At 43.5% G+C, this 17214-nt stretch carries 15 protein-coding genes and 1 other annotated feature (1 of these 16 running past the window's edge); of the genes, 8 read left to right on the top strand and 7 right to left on the bottom strand.

Features of this window, described 5'->3' with window-relative positions; all coding sequences use genetic code 11:
• Positions 1-128 precede the first annotated feature (128 nt).
• Positions 129-500, top strand: coding sequence for a MerR family transcriptional regulator (locus tag AWM75_RS04470; RefSeq protein ID WP_067978770.1), 372 nt, complete (start codon positions 129-131; stop codon positions 498-500).
• Positions 501-672: 172 nt separating this feature from the next.
• Here AWM75_RS04470 and pgeF read toward each other — a convergent pair whose 3' ends face one another.
• Entirely contained in the window at positions 673-1437 is a 765-nt protein-coding gene (pgeF, locus tag AWM75_RS04465; RefSeq protein WP_067978767.1) for a peptidoglycan editing factor PgeF, read from the bottom strand.
• A 105-nt stretch (positions 1438-1542) separates the two neighbouring features.
• On the opposite strand from pgeF, the gene AWM75_RS04460 reads away from it, so the two are divergent.
• Both AWM75_RS04460 and AWM75_RS04455 read left to right on the top strand, forming a co-directional pair.
• Positions 1543-2064, top strand: a complete 522-nt coding sequence (locus AWM75_RS04460; protein WP_067978763.1) for an AI-2E family transporter — start codon at positions 1543-1545, stop codon at positions 2062-2064.
• 78 nt (positions 2065-2142) lie between these two features.
• Entirely contained in the window at positions 2143-5052 is a 2910-nt protein-coding gene (locus AWM75_RS04455) for an insulinase family protein (RefSeq protein ID WP_067978760.1), read from the top strand.
• Positions 5053-5153: 101 nt separating this feature from the next.
• Here AWM75_RS04455 and AWM75_RS04450 read toward each other — a convergent pair whose 3' ends face one another.
• Genes AWM75_RS04450 through AWM75_RS04435 form a run of 4 tightly spaced genes read right to left on the bottom strand, consistent with a single transcriptional unit; the run spans position 5154 to position 9537 of the window.
• Complete coding sequence (locus AWM75_RS04450) at positions 5154-5855, bottom strand: DUF3800 domain-containing protein (RefSeq protein WP_067978757.1); 702 nt, start codon at positions 5853-5855, stop codon at positions 5154-5156.
• A gap of 12 nt (positions 5856-5867) precedes the next feature.
• On the bottom strand, positions 5868-7610 hold the full coding sequence (locus tag AWM75_RS04445; RefSeq protein ID WP_067978754.1) for an ABC transporter ATP-binding protein: 1743 nt from the start codon (positions 7608-7610) through the stop codon (positions 5868-5870).
• Positions 7611-9335: an ABC transporter ATP-binding protein gene (locus AWM75_RS04440; RefSeq protein ID WP_067978751.1), complete on the bottom strand. Its 1725-nt coding sequence runs from the start codon at positions 9333-9335 to the stop codon at positions 7611-7613.
• Positions 9336-9345: 10 nt separating this feature from the next.
• Positions 9346-9537: a hypothetical protein gene (locus tag AWM75_RS04435; protein ID WP_067978748.1), complete on the bottom strand. Its 192-nt coding sequence runs from the start codon at positions 9535-9537 to the stop codon at positions 9346-9348.
• Positions 9538-9737: 200 nt separating this feature from the next.
• Between AWM75_RS04435 and AWM75_RS04430 the strand changes: the two genes are divergently transcribed.
• From AWM75_RS04430 to gltX, 5 genes are all read left to right on the top strand, one after another.
• Positions 9738-11195 carry an alpha-amylase gene (locus AWM75_RS04430; protein WP_067978741.1) on the top strand — a complete coding sequence of 486 codons (1458 nt, stop codon included), beginning with the start codon at positions 9738-9740 and terminating at the stop codon, positions 11193-11195.
• A gap of 30 nt (positions 11196-11225) precedes the next feature.
• Complete coding sequence (locus AWM75_RS04425) at positions 11226-11771, top strand: dCTP deaminase/dUTPase family protein (RefSeq protein ID WP_067978738.1); 546 nt, start codon at positions 11226-11228, stop codon at positions 11769-11771.
• Positions 11772-11788: 17 nt separating this feature from the next.
• A complete protein-coding gene (gene radA / locus AWM75_RS04420; protein WP_067978735.1) occupies positions 11789-13165 on the top strand; it encodes a DNA repair protein RadA in 1377 nt (458 codons plus the stop codon).
• 60 nt (positions 13166-13225) lie between these two features.
• Positions 13226-14416, top strand: a complete 1191-nt coding sequence (locus tag AWM75_RS04415; RefSeq protein WP_067978732.1) for a PIN/TRAM domain-containing protein — start codon at positions 13226-13228, stop codon at positions 14414-14416.
• Between the two features lie 91 nt (positions 14417-14507).
• On the top strand, positions 14508-15983 hold the full coding sequence (gene gltX / locus AWM75_RS04410) for a glutamate--tRNA ligase (RefSeq protein WP_067978731.1): 1476 nt from the start codon (positions 14508-14510) through the stop codon (positions 15981-15983).
• 82 nt (positions 15984-16065) lie between these two features.
• Here the strand turns inward: gltX and AWM75_RS04405 are convergent, their stop codons facing one another.
• Positions 16066-16488, bottom strand: coding sequence for a cupin domain-containing protein (locus AWM75_RS04405; RefSeq protein WP_067978728.1), 423 nt, complete (start codon positions 16486-16488; stop codon positions 16066-16068).
• Positions 16489-16632: 144 nt separating this feature from the next.
• Positions 16633-16887, bottom strand: coding sequence for a hypothetical protein (locus AWM75_RS04400; RefSeq protein ID WP_067978726.1), 255 nt, complete (start codon positions 16885-16887; stop codon positions 16633-16635).
• Positions 16888-17052: 165 nt separating this feature from the next.
• Positions 17053-17214, top strand: a binding site (T-box leader); it runs 67 nt beyond the window's last position.

The following is a 17214-nucleotide window of genomic DNA, read 5'->3' as shown; positions in this document are numbered from 1 at the left end:
GGCAGGATGCAAGTTTTCAAGTAGGCCAAAAGTAGGATTAAGCCGGGCCTAAAACAGGGGTTTTCAAAAAGAAAGCGGTTGACATTATATGTAATAAATTGTAACATTACCCTGAAGAGGTGAAGTGTATGAAGGAGAAAGAATTACGTCGTTCCATGGCGGTTTTTCCCATTGGAACAGTAATGAAACTGACTGATTTAACAGCCCGGCAGATTAGGTATTATGAAGAACAAGGTCTAGTTAAGCCCCAGCGTACAGATACCAATCGTCGTATGTATTCTTTGAATGATGTTGACCAACTTTTGGATATTAAGGATTACCTGCAGGAAGGTTACAGTGTGCATGCCATTCGCCGCATTTATGAAGAAAATGATGGTAAGGCGCCAGCTGGTAATAAGACGCATGTCGAGAGTGAAAAAGCCCCGCTTACTGATGACGATGTACGCCGTATTCTTTATGACGAAATTGTCGGCCAGGGTGGTTTTCGCGATATGCGCTAAACATTAATTAAATATTTAGTGATATAAAACAGGCGGCTGAAACTTGATGGATTTCAGCCGCCTTTACTATCTTTTAAAATATGAAATAATTATCTTTTTCAGCTAGACAAGTTAATCAAGCAATGTGCTACTTGATTAATTTTATATGCAATCAGGTAGGTTGGGCTAAAGACTAAGCCTTTCTCACAATAAAATGCAGCTGGCGCCCTGGCGTGCGATTTTCTCGATAGGAGAAGGCTTGATCATTTTCTAGGGTGCAGTGGCGGTCAATGCTGATATTTTCAGGATTAAGACCGGCTTCTTCCAACTGGCTAACAACAAAGGCTTGATTATCGATATAATACTTGTTCTGGTTAGCTCGGTAGTTAATCCACTGGACTTGGTGGTCCAGTTCTTGGAAGGCTAAACCAACATCCCTATCCACTTCAAAGCAATCCTGACAGAGGGCTTGGCCAATATGGGCCTTGACTTTTCCGAGGTCAACCTGGTGGTCATGAGCAATTTTAGCCATAGTTAAGCCACTAATATTTTGAAGGGTGCCGCGCCAGCCGGAATGGATTAAGCCAATCAGACCGGCTTCTTCTTCATAAAAAGTGACTGGCACACAATCAGCAGTGAAACAGGTTAACACTAGATTTTTTTCAAAAGAGTATAAGGCATCCGTATTAGCAATGGCCAGGTCGTTACTGAAGGCCCCTCGTCCAGCTTGCTTGTTCTTGATGAGCTGACTATTAGCTGAATGGGTCTGCTGGCTAAAGACAAAGCGGTCAAGCGAGTAGCCCATATCATCGGCTAGGATTTGGCGGTTTTTAATAACAAGGTCACTGTCTTGACCAGTGTGGAGGGCGGTATTGCCACCGAGGTCTAGCTGGTTATTTTTACTGGTAGAACCCATTAAAATATTTTTTGGGCTAGAGTGATAGTTAATCCAAGACATATTAATCAACCTTTCTCTTTAATGAAAACTATTATAGCAAAATACAGCCCAAGTCCGGTGTTTTTAAAGCCTCAAAAAATTATAATAAGAAAAAGGAGTGGTCTAATGCATAAATTTAGTTGGCAAAATTATTTTAACCTGGCCTACCAGCACTTTAAGCGGTATCTAAAGTTGCAAGTTAAATTATTTTTTATCCAACTACTAGTTTTAACAGTGGCCTTTTATTATCTAGGTTTGAACTATTATTTTGGTCTGGCTTTAGGCATCGTCCTGATTGATATCTTGCCCCTAATTGGCTCGACTGTTATCTTCGTCCCTTGGATTATTTACTTATTAATGACAGGGACGACTAGTCTGGCCTGGCAATTAGCGCTGGTTTTTATCATCTTGCAGATAATTAACCAAATTGCCGAAATTAGGGGTTTGGGCAAAGATCTTAATCTACCATGGTGGCTATCTCTAGTGATTTTATTGGTGTGTAGTCTAGCTTTCAATTGGATTGGCGTTATTGTAGCTGCCCTGATTACTCCTCTAGTATCAGCTGCTTGGACCCTTTACCAAGTCAGCCAGGCTAGCCGTGATCAGCGGGAGGCTAAAGCTAACCAGAGGCAAAATTTGCATCTATAAACCACTAGCACTAGAGTATGCTTGACACTTTTTTGATGTTATACTGGTTCTATTATCTAAATTAGAGGAGTTTTTATTATGCAAAAAGATTGGACTGGCTATGGTTTTCGGCTGGACCAGGTAAGCCCAGCTGGTGATATTGACGGGCAAATCTATCAATTTACACACCTTAAGTCAGGGGGCCAAGTAGTTTGGTTAAAAACAGATGACGATAATCGAACCTTTGGTATTGGCTTTCTAACCCCACCTGAAGACTCAACTGGTGTAGCCCATATTGTTGAACATGCGGTTTTATCTGGCTCACGCAAGTATCCGGCCAAGGATCCTTTTATGCAGATGCTCAAGCGGTCCATGTCGACCTTTTTGAATGCCATGACCTTTGCTGATATGACCATTTATCCGGTTGCTTCAATGAATGAACGCGACTTCCATAATCTCATGGATGTATACTTGGATGCGACTCTTTTTCCGCGTATTTATGAAGAGGAACGGATTTTTAAGCAAGAGGGTTGGCATTTAGAACTTTTTGATAAAGGTGAGGCTATGACCTATAACGGGGTGGTCTACAATGAAATGCGTGGCGCCTATTCTACCCCAGATCGGACAGTCTACCAGCAGGTGACTCAAAATTTTCATCCTGAATCCACCTATGCCCATGAATCAGGTGGCTATCCTTACGATATTCCTAAATTGACTTACCAAGACTTCCTGGACTTCCACCGCCGCCACTACCGGCCAGAAAATGCCCTGACCTACCTGTATGGTAATATCGACATTGAGCGGGCCTTGGCTCAAATTGATGGGGACTTTTTTGCTGAATTTACCGCCAGTGGCCGTGGCAAAAGTCAAATCATGATGCCTAACAACCAGGTAGGATTTAAACGTGACACCGTCTACTATGATGGCGACCAGGATATGACTGCTGAAACTGATTCTTATCTATCCTATGTGGTTAATATGGGCCAAAGTCAGGCAATTGAAGACCAATTTATTAACTCTTTGGTGAGTGATGTTTTAATTAATGCCGAATCTAGCCCCTTGCGCCAAGCACTAGTAGACGCTGGCTATGGTGCTGATATTTCGGCTATTTCAGGCGATGGCTGTTACCAAAATTTTGGTTTAATTTTAGAAAAGGCTGATGCTAGTCAGGCCGATCGAATCTTAAAAATTATCGAAGATGAATTAGCCAAGCAAGCTGATCAGGGCGTTAACAAGGACCTGGTTCATGCCATTATGAATGCTAACGAGTTACAAATCCGGCGCGCTGGTGGTGCTAATCGAGGGGTCTCGCTCTTTATTCAGGTGATGACTAAGTGGCGGTATGGTATGGATATTGAACAAAGCCTGAATTATGGGCCAATTTTTAAAGCGGTTAGGGCAGCAATCGATAATAATCTCATTGAAGATATTATCCGGAAAAAAATCTTGCCGGCCACCAGCAAACAGTTTTTAGTCCACCAACCCCAGTCAGGTATTTTTAGTCAGCTAGACCAAGAACTAGCAAACGATTTGGCCAACCAACAGACGGCCATGTCTGACCAAGAAGTGGCTGACTTAATCGCTGCTAACGAAGACTTGCGCAGCTATCAAATGGCTGGTGATTCGCCAGAAAACCTGGCAACTTTACCAAGCTTGACATTAGATGAGGTTGACCGCCAAACTAAGCCAATCGATCAAGAAATTAATCAGGCTGCCTATACAAGTTGCTTCCACGCCTTTGATAGCAACGGTATCGACTACCTAGATTTCTATTTCCCGGTTGATGAAATCAGCTCAGACCAAATTCCTTATCTACAAGATTGGGCCTATTTATTGGGATCAGTTGCCACAAAAAATTATAGTTTCCAAGAGCTGGATATTGAGTTAATGAAACTAACAGCTGGCCTTGACCTAACGCCGCGCATTTATCGACCAAATCAAACAGACTATTGCCTGCAACTAGATGTTTCCTTTGCCTCTTTGGCCAACTACACTAGCCAGGCCCTAGCTTTGGTTCAAGAGATTATGTTGGCTAGTGATTTTTCTAATCGCGACCGGGTCAAGACTATCCTACAGCGTCTTAAAAATGACCTAGAGGGGTCCTTTGAAAATAACGGCCACCGTTTTGCTATGCGTCGCCTACGGTCTTTCACCAGCCAGGCTGATTATCTGGATGACCAGCTCCATGGTCTGGGCTACTATGACCATCTCAAATCTGGCTTAGCTGACTTTGGTGCTTATTATGAAAAGATGCTGGCCCACTTTGCTGATTTTCAAACTAAAATCTGGAACAAAGAACGTGTCACCATTGCCTTAACAGCAGACCGAGACCGTCAAAGTGACCTAATTAGCTTGACCCACCACTTTGCGGACGGTCTAAGTAGTCACCAAGCTCAGCCCCAGGTCCTTAACTTGTCACTTAGTCCTGGCCGCAAGGAAGCTATTACTAGCAACTCCAATGTCCAATACGTTAGTATGGGAGGACTACTGCCAGCTGATAGTTACGACTATGCCGGCTATGACCTGGTCCTAGCTAATATCTTGTCTAAAGACTACCTCTATGAGCAAATTCGGGCTCAGGGTGGCGCTTATGGCGCTGGTTTAAGCCTAACTAGGACAGGAGACCTGGCTACATATTCTTACCGTGATCCTAACATTGACCGAACCATTGCCGTTTATCAAAATATTGGCCAAGAATTAGCTGGCTTGGCTCTCAGTCAGGCAGAAATTGACCAATATATTATTGGGTCCATGACCAGTTTCCACGGACCTTTGGCAGCTGAAGGGGTGAATCGCCTGATGATGGCCCGCTATTTCAATGGGACCTCTAAGGCTGATGTTGATCGCCGTCTGCAAGAGGCCTTGGATACCCAGATTGACCAGCTGCGTGATCGGGCACCCTTATTTAATCAAGCGCTCAATGACCAAGCTAGTCTGGTCGTTTTTGGCAACCAAGAGGCCATCAACCAGGCCCAGGTTGATTTTGACCAAGTGAGAAGTTTACGTTAGGCCTTAATGGAAACTGAAGACAAATAAAAGCTATCATGCGCATGATTAATCAAGCGCGTGATAGCTTTTTTTACATATGTATGCCTCAGATAGCCTGTTTTTTACTTAATAAAGTTTAGGTCACTCTTACCACTAGGGAAGAAGCGATGGCCGCCAATTCGGCATTTTTTGACTAGGTCTAGGGAGATAGAGTCGGTGTCGCCCATAGCTTCACTGCGGACAATGCGGAAGATGGTATTAGCGAAGACATCAGCGATTTGAATCATATCGCGGTCACGTGAGTCCTGATAAGTGACTTGAACATCAGCAAAACGTCTTTTTTCAATGGTAAATTTAATTTGTAAATACTCTTCTAGAGAATTAAGAGATTCAACGGCTTGGTTACGATTGTCAATCATTAAAAAGAGCGCGTCAGGATTACGCTTACTATAGCCTTCATGTTGAATGGTACGGTCAACCATCAGGCCAATAAAATAGTTGAAACTTAGGGCTGGGATTCTCAGTAAGTTATCGTAGAGTTGGTAATTATCAATTACCAGGAAGTGGAACTGGGCATCAGTATTTTCCCGCAAGCGGTCAAAAATCATAGCCTTCATTTCATTGGGCATCTTTGATCCTTTAATTTCTTCAGTAGCGGAATAAGGATAATTTTCATGACTCATGATATATTCATTTTTTGCTTGGCGAAATTCGGACCGGCATTTACTGGCCTGGTCGGTTTGAACAAAGGCCATGACAAAATAACGGTTGCGGGGGTTTTTGCGGTCAGAAATCAGACCTGACTCGTCAATATATAGTCGCATAGTAATCTCCTTTTAAGGCTTATCATCGGTATCAAACTGGCTATAGTAGAGTTGGTGATAGAAGCCGCCTTGGTCCAAAAGTTCCTGGTGGCTGCCTTGTTCAATGACCTGTCCCTGGTCGAGCACTAAGATAGTATCGGCTTTCTGGATAGTTGACAGACGGTGGGCAACAATAAAGGTAGTCCGCCCCTCCATTAATTGGTCAAAAGAAGCTTGAACTGCTTGCTCGGTTACCGTGTCAATTGAGGAGGTCGCCTCGTCTAAGATGAGCATATCAGGGTCGGTGAGAATAATACGGGCAATACAAATCAATTGTTTTTGGCCAGTTGAGATATTGGCTCCTTCCTCTTCTAACCAGGTATCGTAGCCTTGCGGTAGCTGCTCAATCAAGCGGTGGAGGCTAGCCTGTTTGGCGGCCGCTATTATCTGGTCTAAGCTGGCTTCAGGATTACCATAGGCAATGTTATCACGAACGGTCCCGGCAAAAATCCAAGCGTCTTGGAGCACCATGCCAAAGAGGCTACGGACATTGTCTCGTGATAGGTCTTGACTATCGATGCCATCGATAAAGATTTGGCCGGCATTAGGTTCATAAAAGCGCATGAGTAGGTTAATCAGCGTTGATTTACCGGCTCCAGTTGGTCCCACAATGGCTACGGTATCGCCAGCCTTAACCTGGACGGAAAAGTCTTCAATTAATTTTTGGTCAGAGACATAAGAGAAGTAGAGATTTTGGATAGAAATATCACCATGAGGCTGAGAAATTGTAGCGGTAGCCGGACTAGCTTTTTCTTCTGGTTGACCTAGAAAATCGAAAATCCGGTGGGCGGCTGCTAGGGCCATTTGCATCTCGTTGACGACAGCTGAGATTTCGTTAAAGGGTTGGGTGTATTGGTGGGCGTAGGTCAGAAACGATGAGTATAGCCCCACGCTAAGCTGTCCATTGATAACTGACAGGGCTCCATAAATGCCAACAGCTGCGTATACTAAAGCATTAAGCACACGGGCAGTAGGGTTGATTAAGGCGCCATAGAATTGTGAGATGACACCAGAATGGTGTAGGCGGTTATTAATATCATCGAAACGGACTTGGGAACGGTCTTGATAAGCTAAGGCCTTGACCAGGTACTGGTTGTTGGCTATTTCATCAATATAAGCTCCCATCTCGCCTCTGAGTTGGACTTGGTTTTGGAAGTGACGGTAGGTACCATTAGCAATAATGGTAGAAACAATCACCGATAGAGGAGTCAGGATGATGACAATCAAACCTATCTTCCAGTTAAGGGAAAGCATGATAATCACAATCCCAATAATTGTTGCTAGACCTGTGAACAGAGAAGTGAAGGTCTGCAAGAGCCCATTACTGGTCAGGTCGACATCATTAATGGCCCGACTGACAATATCACCATAAGGGTGGCGGTCCAGATAGGATAGAGGCAGTTTCTGAATTTTCAAAAAAACATTTTGCCGTAGTTGGTAGCTGATTTGATAGGTTAAGCGGTTAACCAACTCATTTTGGCCAAATTGGGCCAATACAGCACCTAAGGTAAGCCCAACTAAAATAAAAATTTGCCGGCTAACCTCAGCAAAATCGACTTGGTGATAACCAAGCAAAACATTGACCGCACGCCCAATCTGAATGGGAATGATAATCTGAAAAACCACTGATAAAACAGCCAGAACTAGCATGGCAAAAAAGCGGCCTTTTTGCGGTTTAATATAGTTAATGAGTAATTTTAAAGTTGCAGTCTGCATCTAGTCCACCTCCGGCCTTTCATCAGGGTATTGAGAGTAATAAATTTCTTGATAGCTAGCTGACTGGGCTAAAAGGTCATCGTGGTGACCAACAGCTTTTTGTTGGCCATGGTCTAAAACGATGATCTGATCAGCATAACGAATTGAAGAAATCCGCTGAGAGACCATAATAATGGTCTTGTCTAAATCCATCAATACCTCCCGCAAGCGACGCTCAGTAGCAAAATCCAGGGCTGAGACGGAATCATCAAGGATGATTAATTGACTATCTTGTAAAAGGGCTCGGGCAATAGTTAGACGCTGGCGTTGGCCACCGGAAAAGTTGACGCCACCTTGGGAAACAGGACTATCTAAACCGTCAGCCTTAGCCCGAACAAAGTCACCAGCTTGGGCTTGATCTAGTGCTTGCCAGATTTCTTGGTCACTGGCTTCAGGCTTGGCCATTTTCATATTGTCACGGATAGTGCCTTTTAACAGGGTAGCTTTCTGGGGAACTAGAGCAATAGCTCGCCTTAATGCATTAAGCGGCCAGTCGCGGACATCTTGACCATTGGCAAGCACCTGGCCTTGGTTGACATCGTAAAATCTGGGAATCAGATTGATTAAGGTGGTCTTAGCCGACCCTGTCCCCCCAATAATGCCGATAAATTGTCCCGGCTTAATTGTAAAATGGGCTTGGTGAAGGACCTCTACTTGACTGTAACCAAAAGAAACATCGACAAAGTTTACTGCCATACCACGCGGATCGGCGTTTGGTGCCTGGGCCTGGTCCGGACTAGTGATAGTTGGTTTTAAAGATAAAAAATGGTCAATTCGTTTGGCAGAAGCGACCCCTCGACTGATGGTCACAATTAATTTCACTAGAATGGATAGGGCTAGGAAGATATTATTCATGTACTGAATCAGGGCGATGACTTCTCCTTGCATAAAGAAACCATTGTTAACCAGGCGGGCACCAAAGTAAAGAATAAGACCAATACAGAGGTTAACCACAGTCAGTGATCCCGGTGTCGCTAAGGCTTGGACCCGGCCCACAACAACCTGTTGCTGGCGCATATCTTGGTTTTCATCTGTGAAACGGCTGGTTTCCCGGTCCTGGTTAACAAAGGCCCGGATAACACGAACACCATTAAGATTCTCTCGTACAAGACTCGATAATTGGTCCAGCTTATTTTGGATGCCGGTAAAACGCCGGTTAGAGTCTAGGGTAATCCAGAAGAAAATAATAGCCAGTAAAATACCGCCCCCAATAAAAATTGGTGACAGCCGCAGGCTAAGTCTAAAGGCCATAAACATGGATCCAATGGTAATAACGGGGGATCTTGAGGCCAGCCGCAGGGACTTGGCCACTGCTTCTTGGATATTGTTGGTATCGTTAGTGACTTGGGTCACGATAGATTCGGCCCCAACTTTGTCCAATTGGGCATTATCCAGACGGGACATTTGCTGGTGGAGGGCCTGGCGCAGGTTGGTCCCGACAGTTTGCATGGTCACAGAAGCTAACCATTGGCAAATTAAGGCAAAACAGTAACCAGTTACTGGTAGAATAATTAGCCAGAGGCCCCGGCGCCAGATATAATCCGGATTATTAGCATTGATGCCGTTATTGATTAAGTCAGCCATCACTAAGGGTACTAGGAGTTCGAGAATGGACTCAACAACCTTGACGGTAAAGGCCAGGACCTCCTTGCCCCAGTTTGCCTTGATATAATCTTTTACATACATCTTTAGCCTCCTATTTCAGGCCCAGTTGGCTGCCAAAGGTCATGGCAATAAAAGCTAGGAGCAGACAAACACCACTGACAGTTTTTAGCCGAGCTTGCTGGCGGGCAGTCATTCCCTCAGCTGTTTGTCCTTTCCAAACAATATAGATATTGATAGCCACACAGGCTAGGGCCATAATAATGGCAGCATTTTCTTTAGTCATAGCTTCGTCTCCTTTGTTATGCTGTCTTTATTTTAGCGAAAATACCTTTATTAATAAAGGAAAGGCCTATTCTACTTATACCAGATTTACAAGGATTGACATATGTCTTGCTAGCTTGAATCTTTGAATTGAGTGAATTTTCTGGAGATATAGTATAATGGTTACTAAGAGTAACTGGCTTTTATAAAAAGGAGATTATCATGACTAACGGGACACTAATCCAATATTTTGAATTTGACTTACCTGATGATGGCAAGCATTGGCAAAATACGGCCGAAGATGCTAAACACCTGGCCGATATTGGCTTTAGTCATATTTGGCTGCCTCCAGCTACTAAGGGAACGGGGACCAACGATACTGGTTATGGAGTCTATGACCTTTATGATTTGGGTGAATTTGATCAGAAGGGGGCTCAGCGAACCAAGTATGGGACTAAAGAAGAGTATTTAAATGCTATTAAGGCCTTACAAGAGCAAGGGATATCCGTCTTAGCTGATGTGGTGCTCAACCACCGGATGGGGGCCGATGAGCTGGAGAAGTTTCCAGCCTATGAAATGGACCCCAATGACCGCAACAAGGTAATCGAAGAAGCTCATGAAATAGAAGCTTGGACCCACTTTACCTTCCCGGGTCGCCAAGGCAAATATTCTGATTTCGAATGGCGCTGGTATCACTTTTCAGGTGTTGATTACGATCAGTCTCGTGATAAATCGGGCATCTATATGGTGGCTGGTGAAGGCAAGGGCTGGGCTGATAATGAAAATGTTGACAATGAAAAGGCTAATTATGATTACTTGATGGGAGCTGATGTTGACTACGATCGTGAAGATACTGTCGAAGAAATCAAAAAATGGACCAAGTGGTTTTTAGAGACAACGGGTGTTGATGGTTTCCGTTTTGATGCTGTTAAGCATATTGATGATGGTTTTATCGAAAGTATTGCCAAGGTGGCAAGCGAGGTCAATGAGGACTTTTATGCGATTGGTGAATACTGGAAATACCACTACCACGATCTAGAAAACTATCTCAAAGATACAGACTACCAGCTAGATCTTTTTGATGTCATGCTCCACTTCCACTTTAAGGAAGCCTCAGAGGCGGGGGCTAATTACGATATGGCCAAGCTGCTCGATAATACGCTTTTAACACTCAAGCCCCAACAAGCTGTAACCTTCGTCGATAATCATGATACCCAGCTTGGTCAGTCCCTGGCTTCTTGGGTACAACCCTGGTTTAAGCCAATTGCATATGGTATTATTTTGATGCATAAGGAAGGGCTACCATGTGTTTTTTATGGTGATTATTACGGTCTAAGTCAGGTAGATGAAGAAAATGGCTACCAAGCTGACATTGATAAGATGATGACCCTACGGACTGAGCGGGCTTATGGCGACCAGGAGGACTACTTTGACCACGGTAATTGTGTGGGCTTTAGTCGCTTGGGTGATGCTGACCATCCTGATGGTCTAGCCCTCCTTTGCTCCAATGGTGATGCAGGTTTTAAGAAAATGTATGTGGGTCAAGATAAGGCCGGTCAAGTCTGGATAGACTACTTGGCTTATAGCGACCAGGAAGTGACGATTGATGATAGTGGCTACGGTGAATTTTCCTGCCCAGCTGGTGGCATCTCTATCTGGACCCAAAACAATTTAAAATAATTGATTAATTAATAAAGGAGTGCTTAATAGATGAGAAGGCGTGGCTTTGAAGTAATTACTAGTTATCAAGATCAAGGGATTGAATTACCTAAGCGAGCAACCAAGCGGGCGGCAGGCTATGATATTGCAGCGGGTGAAACAGTTACTATCCCTAGTATCTGGTCAACGGTAGTTAGCTATGTGGCCAAAGATTGGTCTATGTTTAAGGCAGCTAAAAACTTTAAGCAAGCGATTAAAGAAGAGGTGATGAAGCCGACCCTAGTACCGACTGGTCTGAAGGCTTATATGGGTGAAGAAGAGTATTTACAACTCACATGTCGGTCTTCTAACCCGCTTAAGCGCTTTTTAACCCTACCCAATGGGGTCGGTATTATTGATAGTGATTACTACAATAATAAAAATAATGAAGGTCACATTTATGTACAATTACTTAATTTTGGCCTACGTGATATTACAATCCAAAAAGGGGACCGTATTGCCCAAGGGATTTTTCTAAACTTTTTAGCAACAGATGATGATGATACCAGTACAGCCCAAGAGCGTTCGGGTGGCTTTGGCTCATCTGATGAGTCTTAAAAAAGGATGGATGTTTAATGGCAAAAAAGCGCACTAGTAAGTATGTCTGCCAGGCTTGCGGTTATGAATCACCACGTTGGTTGGGTCGGTGCCCAAATTGTGGGGCTTGGAATCAGATGGAAGAGGAGCGGATTGGTGGACGAGATATCGTTCATCCTGACCACCGTCCCGGAGCTGGTAACCATAATAAGCCACAAAAAATTGGTGCAGTTTCTAGCCAAACTGAAGAGCGTATTCAGACGGGTTTGGCCGAGCTCAATCGCGTGCTTGGCGGCGGGGTGGTTGCCGGTTCCTTAGTCTTAATCGGTGGCGATCCTGGTATCGGCAAATCCACCCTACTTTTGCAAGTTTCCATGCAACTCAGCCAAATTGGCGGCACAGTCCTGTATATTTCCGGAGAGGAAAGTACCCAGCAAATTAAGCTGCGGGCAGACCGGTTAGGCATGGCTGGTGCTGATTTCTATGTTTTCGCTGAGACAAATATGGATGAAATCAAGGCCTGGATTCGAGAATTGAAACCAGATTATGTGGTGATTGACTCGGTGCAAACCATGCATAATGAGGATTCAACTGGTGTCGCTGGGTCAGTATCCCAGGTTAGGGAAACAACAGCTGAATTGATGCGGATTGCTAAGGGCGATAATATTGCTATCTTTATTGTTGGCCATGTTACTAAGGAGGGGAATATTGCTGGTCCGAGGATATTAGAGCATATGGTGGATACGGTCCTTTATTTTGAAGGCGAGAAGCATAATACCTTTAGAATCTTACGAGCTGTTAAAAACCGCTTTGGTTCAACCAATGAGATTGGTGTTTTTGATATGCAGTCCTCTGGTCTGGTTGAGGTTGCTAATCCTAGTCAGCTCTTTCTAGAAGAACGTTTGGCTGGCACTAATGGATCAGCTGTGGTTTCCTCCATGGAAGGTTCCAGACCAATTCTAACTGAAATTCAGGCCCTGCTAACGGCGACGGCTTTTGGTAATGCGCGACGAACCGCCTCCGGTCTAGATTATTCCCGGGTTACCTTGATTATGGCTGTTTTAGAAAAGCGCGCTGGCCTCATGTTGCAAAACCAAGATGCCTACCTCAAATCAACGGGCGGGGTGCGTTTGGATGAACCCGCTATTGACTTAGCAATTGCTGTGGCGATTGCCTCTTCTTATTGGGAAAAAGAGACCCAAGCTAGTGATTGTTTTGTAGGCGAAATAGGCCTGACTGGTGAAATCAGAAGGGTAAGCCGCATTGCTGATCGAATCCAAGAAGCTGAGCGACTCGGTTTTGAACGGATTTTTATTCCTAAAGGCAATTTAGACGGGCTAGAGCATTTTGATAAAATCAAGGTACTTGGGGTAACTACCCTGAGAGAAGTCTTGCAAACAATTTTCCCGAGGTAAATGCTATAAAAAATAGTGAAAGTAGGCTACAATAGTAAAAATTAGAAAGGGGGTGACACAGTGAGTAAAAAAATATGGTCTAACTTATTTAAAGCGGTATTAATATTAGTGGGTGCAAGCCTGGGGTATTATCTCTTGCCACTAGTTTGGCAAGCAAGTGGCCTAGCAAACAGTCTGATCAACCATACCCTCATTAACATGATCATCGGCGCACTTATTTTTCTTATACTTATGCAACTATTGAGCCCCTATTTCCGCCGCTTGGCCAAGCAATTGGATGCCGGTATTAGGCAAATTTCTATTGTTGATTTTACGATTGGGATTATTGGTTTAATTATGGGGCTATTGATCGCTTGGCTGATTAATATCCCGCTGGTGGCCTTGCGCATACCTTTTATCGGGAATATCTTACCAATTGTGACAACTGTCAGTTTGGGTGCTTTGGGTTATTATTTAACCTCATCTCGGTCTGAAGATATCCAAAATATCTTTACTAGACCGCGTCAGGATATGCGCGATATAGTAGAAAATATTGTTACTAAAGAAGCCAACCAAGCCCAAGAAGAAGACCAGACGGATGAAAATAGCCAGCTACCTGACATCCTGCCTCAAACCAGGGAGGCTGAGACTTTTGCCAAGTTGGCTGACCAAGCGCATTTTCAAGCTTTTAAAATACTAGACACCAGCGTCATTATTGATGGCCGCATTCTTGATGTGATAAAGACTGGTTTTGTTGAAGGCATCATCGTGGTGCCTAACTTTGTCCTAAAGGAACTCCAGTATATAGCCGATTCGGCTGACAGTAACAAGCGGGTTCGCGGTCGACGCGGTTTGGATATTTTAAACCAGATACAAGACTTACCGGATGTTCAAATTGAATTTTTCCGAGGCGATTTTGAGGATGAACCAGAAGTTGATCTAAAACTCCTACGTTTAGCGGAGAAGATTGACGGTGTGGTGGTGACTAACGACTACAATCTTAATAAAGTCAGTCAAATTCACAAGATTAAGGTCCTTAATGTTAACGAATTAGCCGGATCTCTCAAGACAGTTGTCTTACCGGGTGAACTAATGTCGGTTCACTTGATTAAGGCTGGTTCTGAACGCCGCCAGGGTGTCGGTTATTTAGATGATGGCACGATGATTGTTGTTGAAGATGGCCGTGACCATCTTGATGAGTATGTACAAGTAGAAGTGACTTCGGCAATTCAAACCAACGCTGGCCGCATGATTTTTGCTAAACTGGCTTAATAGTAGCCAAAGAAGGGCAGTAGCCCTTCTTTTTCTTTGCCTTCGGATATGCTAAAATAAACCAGGAATGACTTTTGAAAAGGAGATTTTTATGACTGAAAAAATCCGGGTGCGCTATGCACCAAGTCCAACCGGCTACCTACACATTGGTAATGCCCGGACGGCTCTATTTAATTATTTATTTGCTCGTCACCATGGTGGTGACTTCATTATTCGGATTGAAGATACTGATAAAAAACGGAATATCGATGGTGGTGAAGAGAGTCAACTTAGCAACTTAGAATGGCTAGGTATTGACTGGGATGAGGGGCCTAATAATCCAGGTGAATACGGTCCTTATCGTCAATCTGAGCGTGATGATATTTATGCTAAATATATCCAACAGTTGATTGACCAAGGTGATGCCTATTATGCTTTTGATACTGAAGAAGAATTAGAAGCTGAGCGAGAAGCTCAAAAGGCGCGTGGCGAGATGCCGCATTATACTGGTGTTTGGCGTGACCGGAGCCAGGCCGATATTGATCAAGCCCGTCAAGAAGGTCGCCCTGAGACTGTACGCTTCCGTATTCCAGAGGGACAGACTTATCGTTTTGAGGATATGGTTAAGGGTGAAGTTTCTTTTGAATCTAAGGACATTTCTGGTGACTTTGTTATCCTAAAAAATGATGGTTCCCCAACCTATAACTTTGCAGTTGTTGTAGATGACCACTTGATGGCTACTAGCCATGTCTTGCGCGGCGATGACCATGTGGCTAATACACCTAAACAAATGATGATTTACGATGCCCTAGGATGGGACCATCCGATTTATGGTCATATGGCCTTAATTGTTAATACCGAAACAGGTAAAAAATTATCTAAGCGGGATGCTTCAATTATCCAATTTATTGAGCAATACCGGGATTTAGGCTATCTACCAGAGGCCATGTTTAACTTTATAGCCCTTTTAGGCTGGTCACCGCAGGGAGAAGAGGAAATTTTCTCTAAAGAGGAACTCATCGAAATTTTTGACGAAAACCGGCTAGGTAAATCAGCGGCTGGCTTCGATAATAAGAAATTAGAGTGGATTAACAACCGTTATATGAAGGCTGCTGATGAGGAAACGGTAGCTAAGTTAGCCATAGACCACCTCCAAGAAGCAGGTCGTATTTCAGCTAAGCCGAGTGCTGAGGAATTAGCTTGGACAGAACGACTAGTATCGCTTTACAAGGATGAGATGTCTTACGCGGCTCAGATCGTGCCTTTATCAGATATGTTCTTCCAAGATGAACTGGCCATAGCTGATGATGCCAAGGAAATTCTACAAGGTGAAGGGGTAGCCGACCTCTTGGTAAACTTCAAAGATAAACTAGCAGCAGTAGATGATTTTACCGAAGCCAATATTATGGCTGCCATCAAGGCGGTTCAGAAAGAAACTGGCATTAAGGGTAAAAACCTTTATATGCCAATTCGAGTAGCTACCTCTGGTGAAGCTCATGGCCCATCTATTGGTTTAACGATTGAAGTACTAGGAAAGGAAAAAGTTCTCCACCACCTTGACCAAGCGCTAGCTTTAATTGAAGACTAGATTAGCTTGCATCTAGTAGCAATTAATCCAAATAAAAAGGCCCCGCCTATCTCTAATGATAGGCGGGGCCTTTGCGTGTTAATTAGTGTTCATTGGGATCATTTTCTGCATCTTGGTGGGTTTCGTGGATCGTGCCCGGCACATGGTCAGGGCCTGCGTAAACGGTATAGAGTTTCAAAGGTTCGTCACCAGTGTTGGTTACATTATGCCACTTGTCAGCCGGGACAAAAATAGCGTCATCAGCAGCTACTTTTTGTTCAAAGCTGAGGTCATCCTCGGCTTCACCCATTTGGCAGAGGCCTTGACCAGCTTCGATACGGATAAATTGGTCAATGCCATGGTGGACTTCTAAGCCGATATCATCACCAACCGCAATTGACATCACCGTTACTTGCAATTTTTCACCAGTCCAGATAGTGGTGCGGTAATTTTCATTTTCGGTCGTATAGTCATCAATATTAACAACATAAGGTTCTTTACCGTGGTCTTTATAATCAAATGCCATTTGAATCGACTCCTTTATAAATTAACTTATTGCTACAAATTAATTGTAAGTCCTTTAAATAAATAAGTCAAATAATAGATTAGAATCATTTTGAAAATATAAGCGTATTATATTTTATATTAGAATGAATAAAAAATTAAGCTATTATTTTAAGATCACAAACTGGATAATCAGTCCGATAGCTACGATAAAGGCACCGCCATAATAAGAAATTTTAGCGTCAGTTGCTTGGACCCGGCCTTTGAATAGGACGACAAAACTAGCGATATACATGGCGATAGGCAGAATAACATTGAATAAAAATTGCAGACTATTGCTATCGATGGTATAGCCAAAAACAACTGAAAATAGAGCAATAAAAGTAAACATTTGGGCCATTCTTTGTGGACTAGTAGACATAAATTTTCCTCCTGGGTATTTTATTCTTATTATAAGGCAAGCCCTAAACAAATAGCAAAAAACTTATGTGATTATATAAAACGATCACTGATGATGCAAAAAGGGTGACGGCTATCATGTTGACCCTGTTAGGGCTATCTCCTATAATAATATTTAATCAAATGAAGCATACCTATGAAAAGAAGAGTAAGTTAAGGACCTATTTTAGAGACATTTCGGTTGGTGAAAGAAATGAGATGGTGATTAGCTGAAGATGGTCTTGGAGGTTGTCTAGTCGATATGAGGCTGGGCCGGTAGCTGAACCGTTAAAATCAGCGCCAATCGTTT

Source organism: Aerococcus urinaehominis (genome assembly GCF_001543245.1).
Classification (GTDB): domain Bacteria; phylum Bacillota; class Bacilli; order Lactobacillales; family Aerococcaceae; genus Aerococcus; species Aerococcus urinaehominis.
This window is presented reverse-complemented; position numbering and strand designations above follow the sequence as displayed.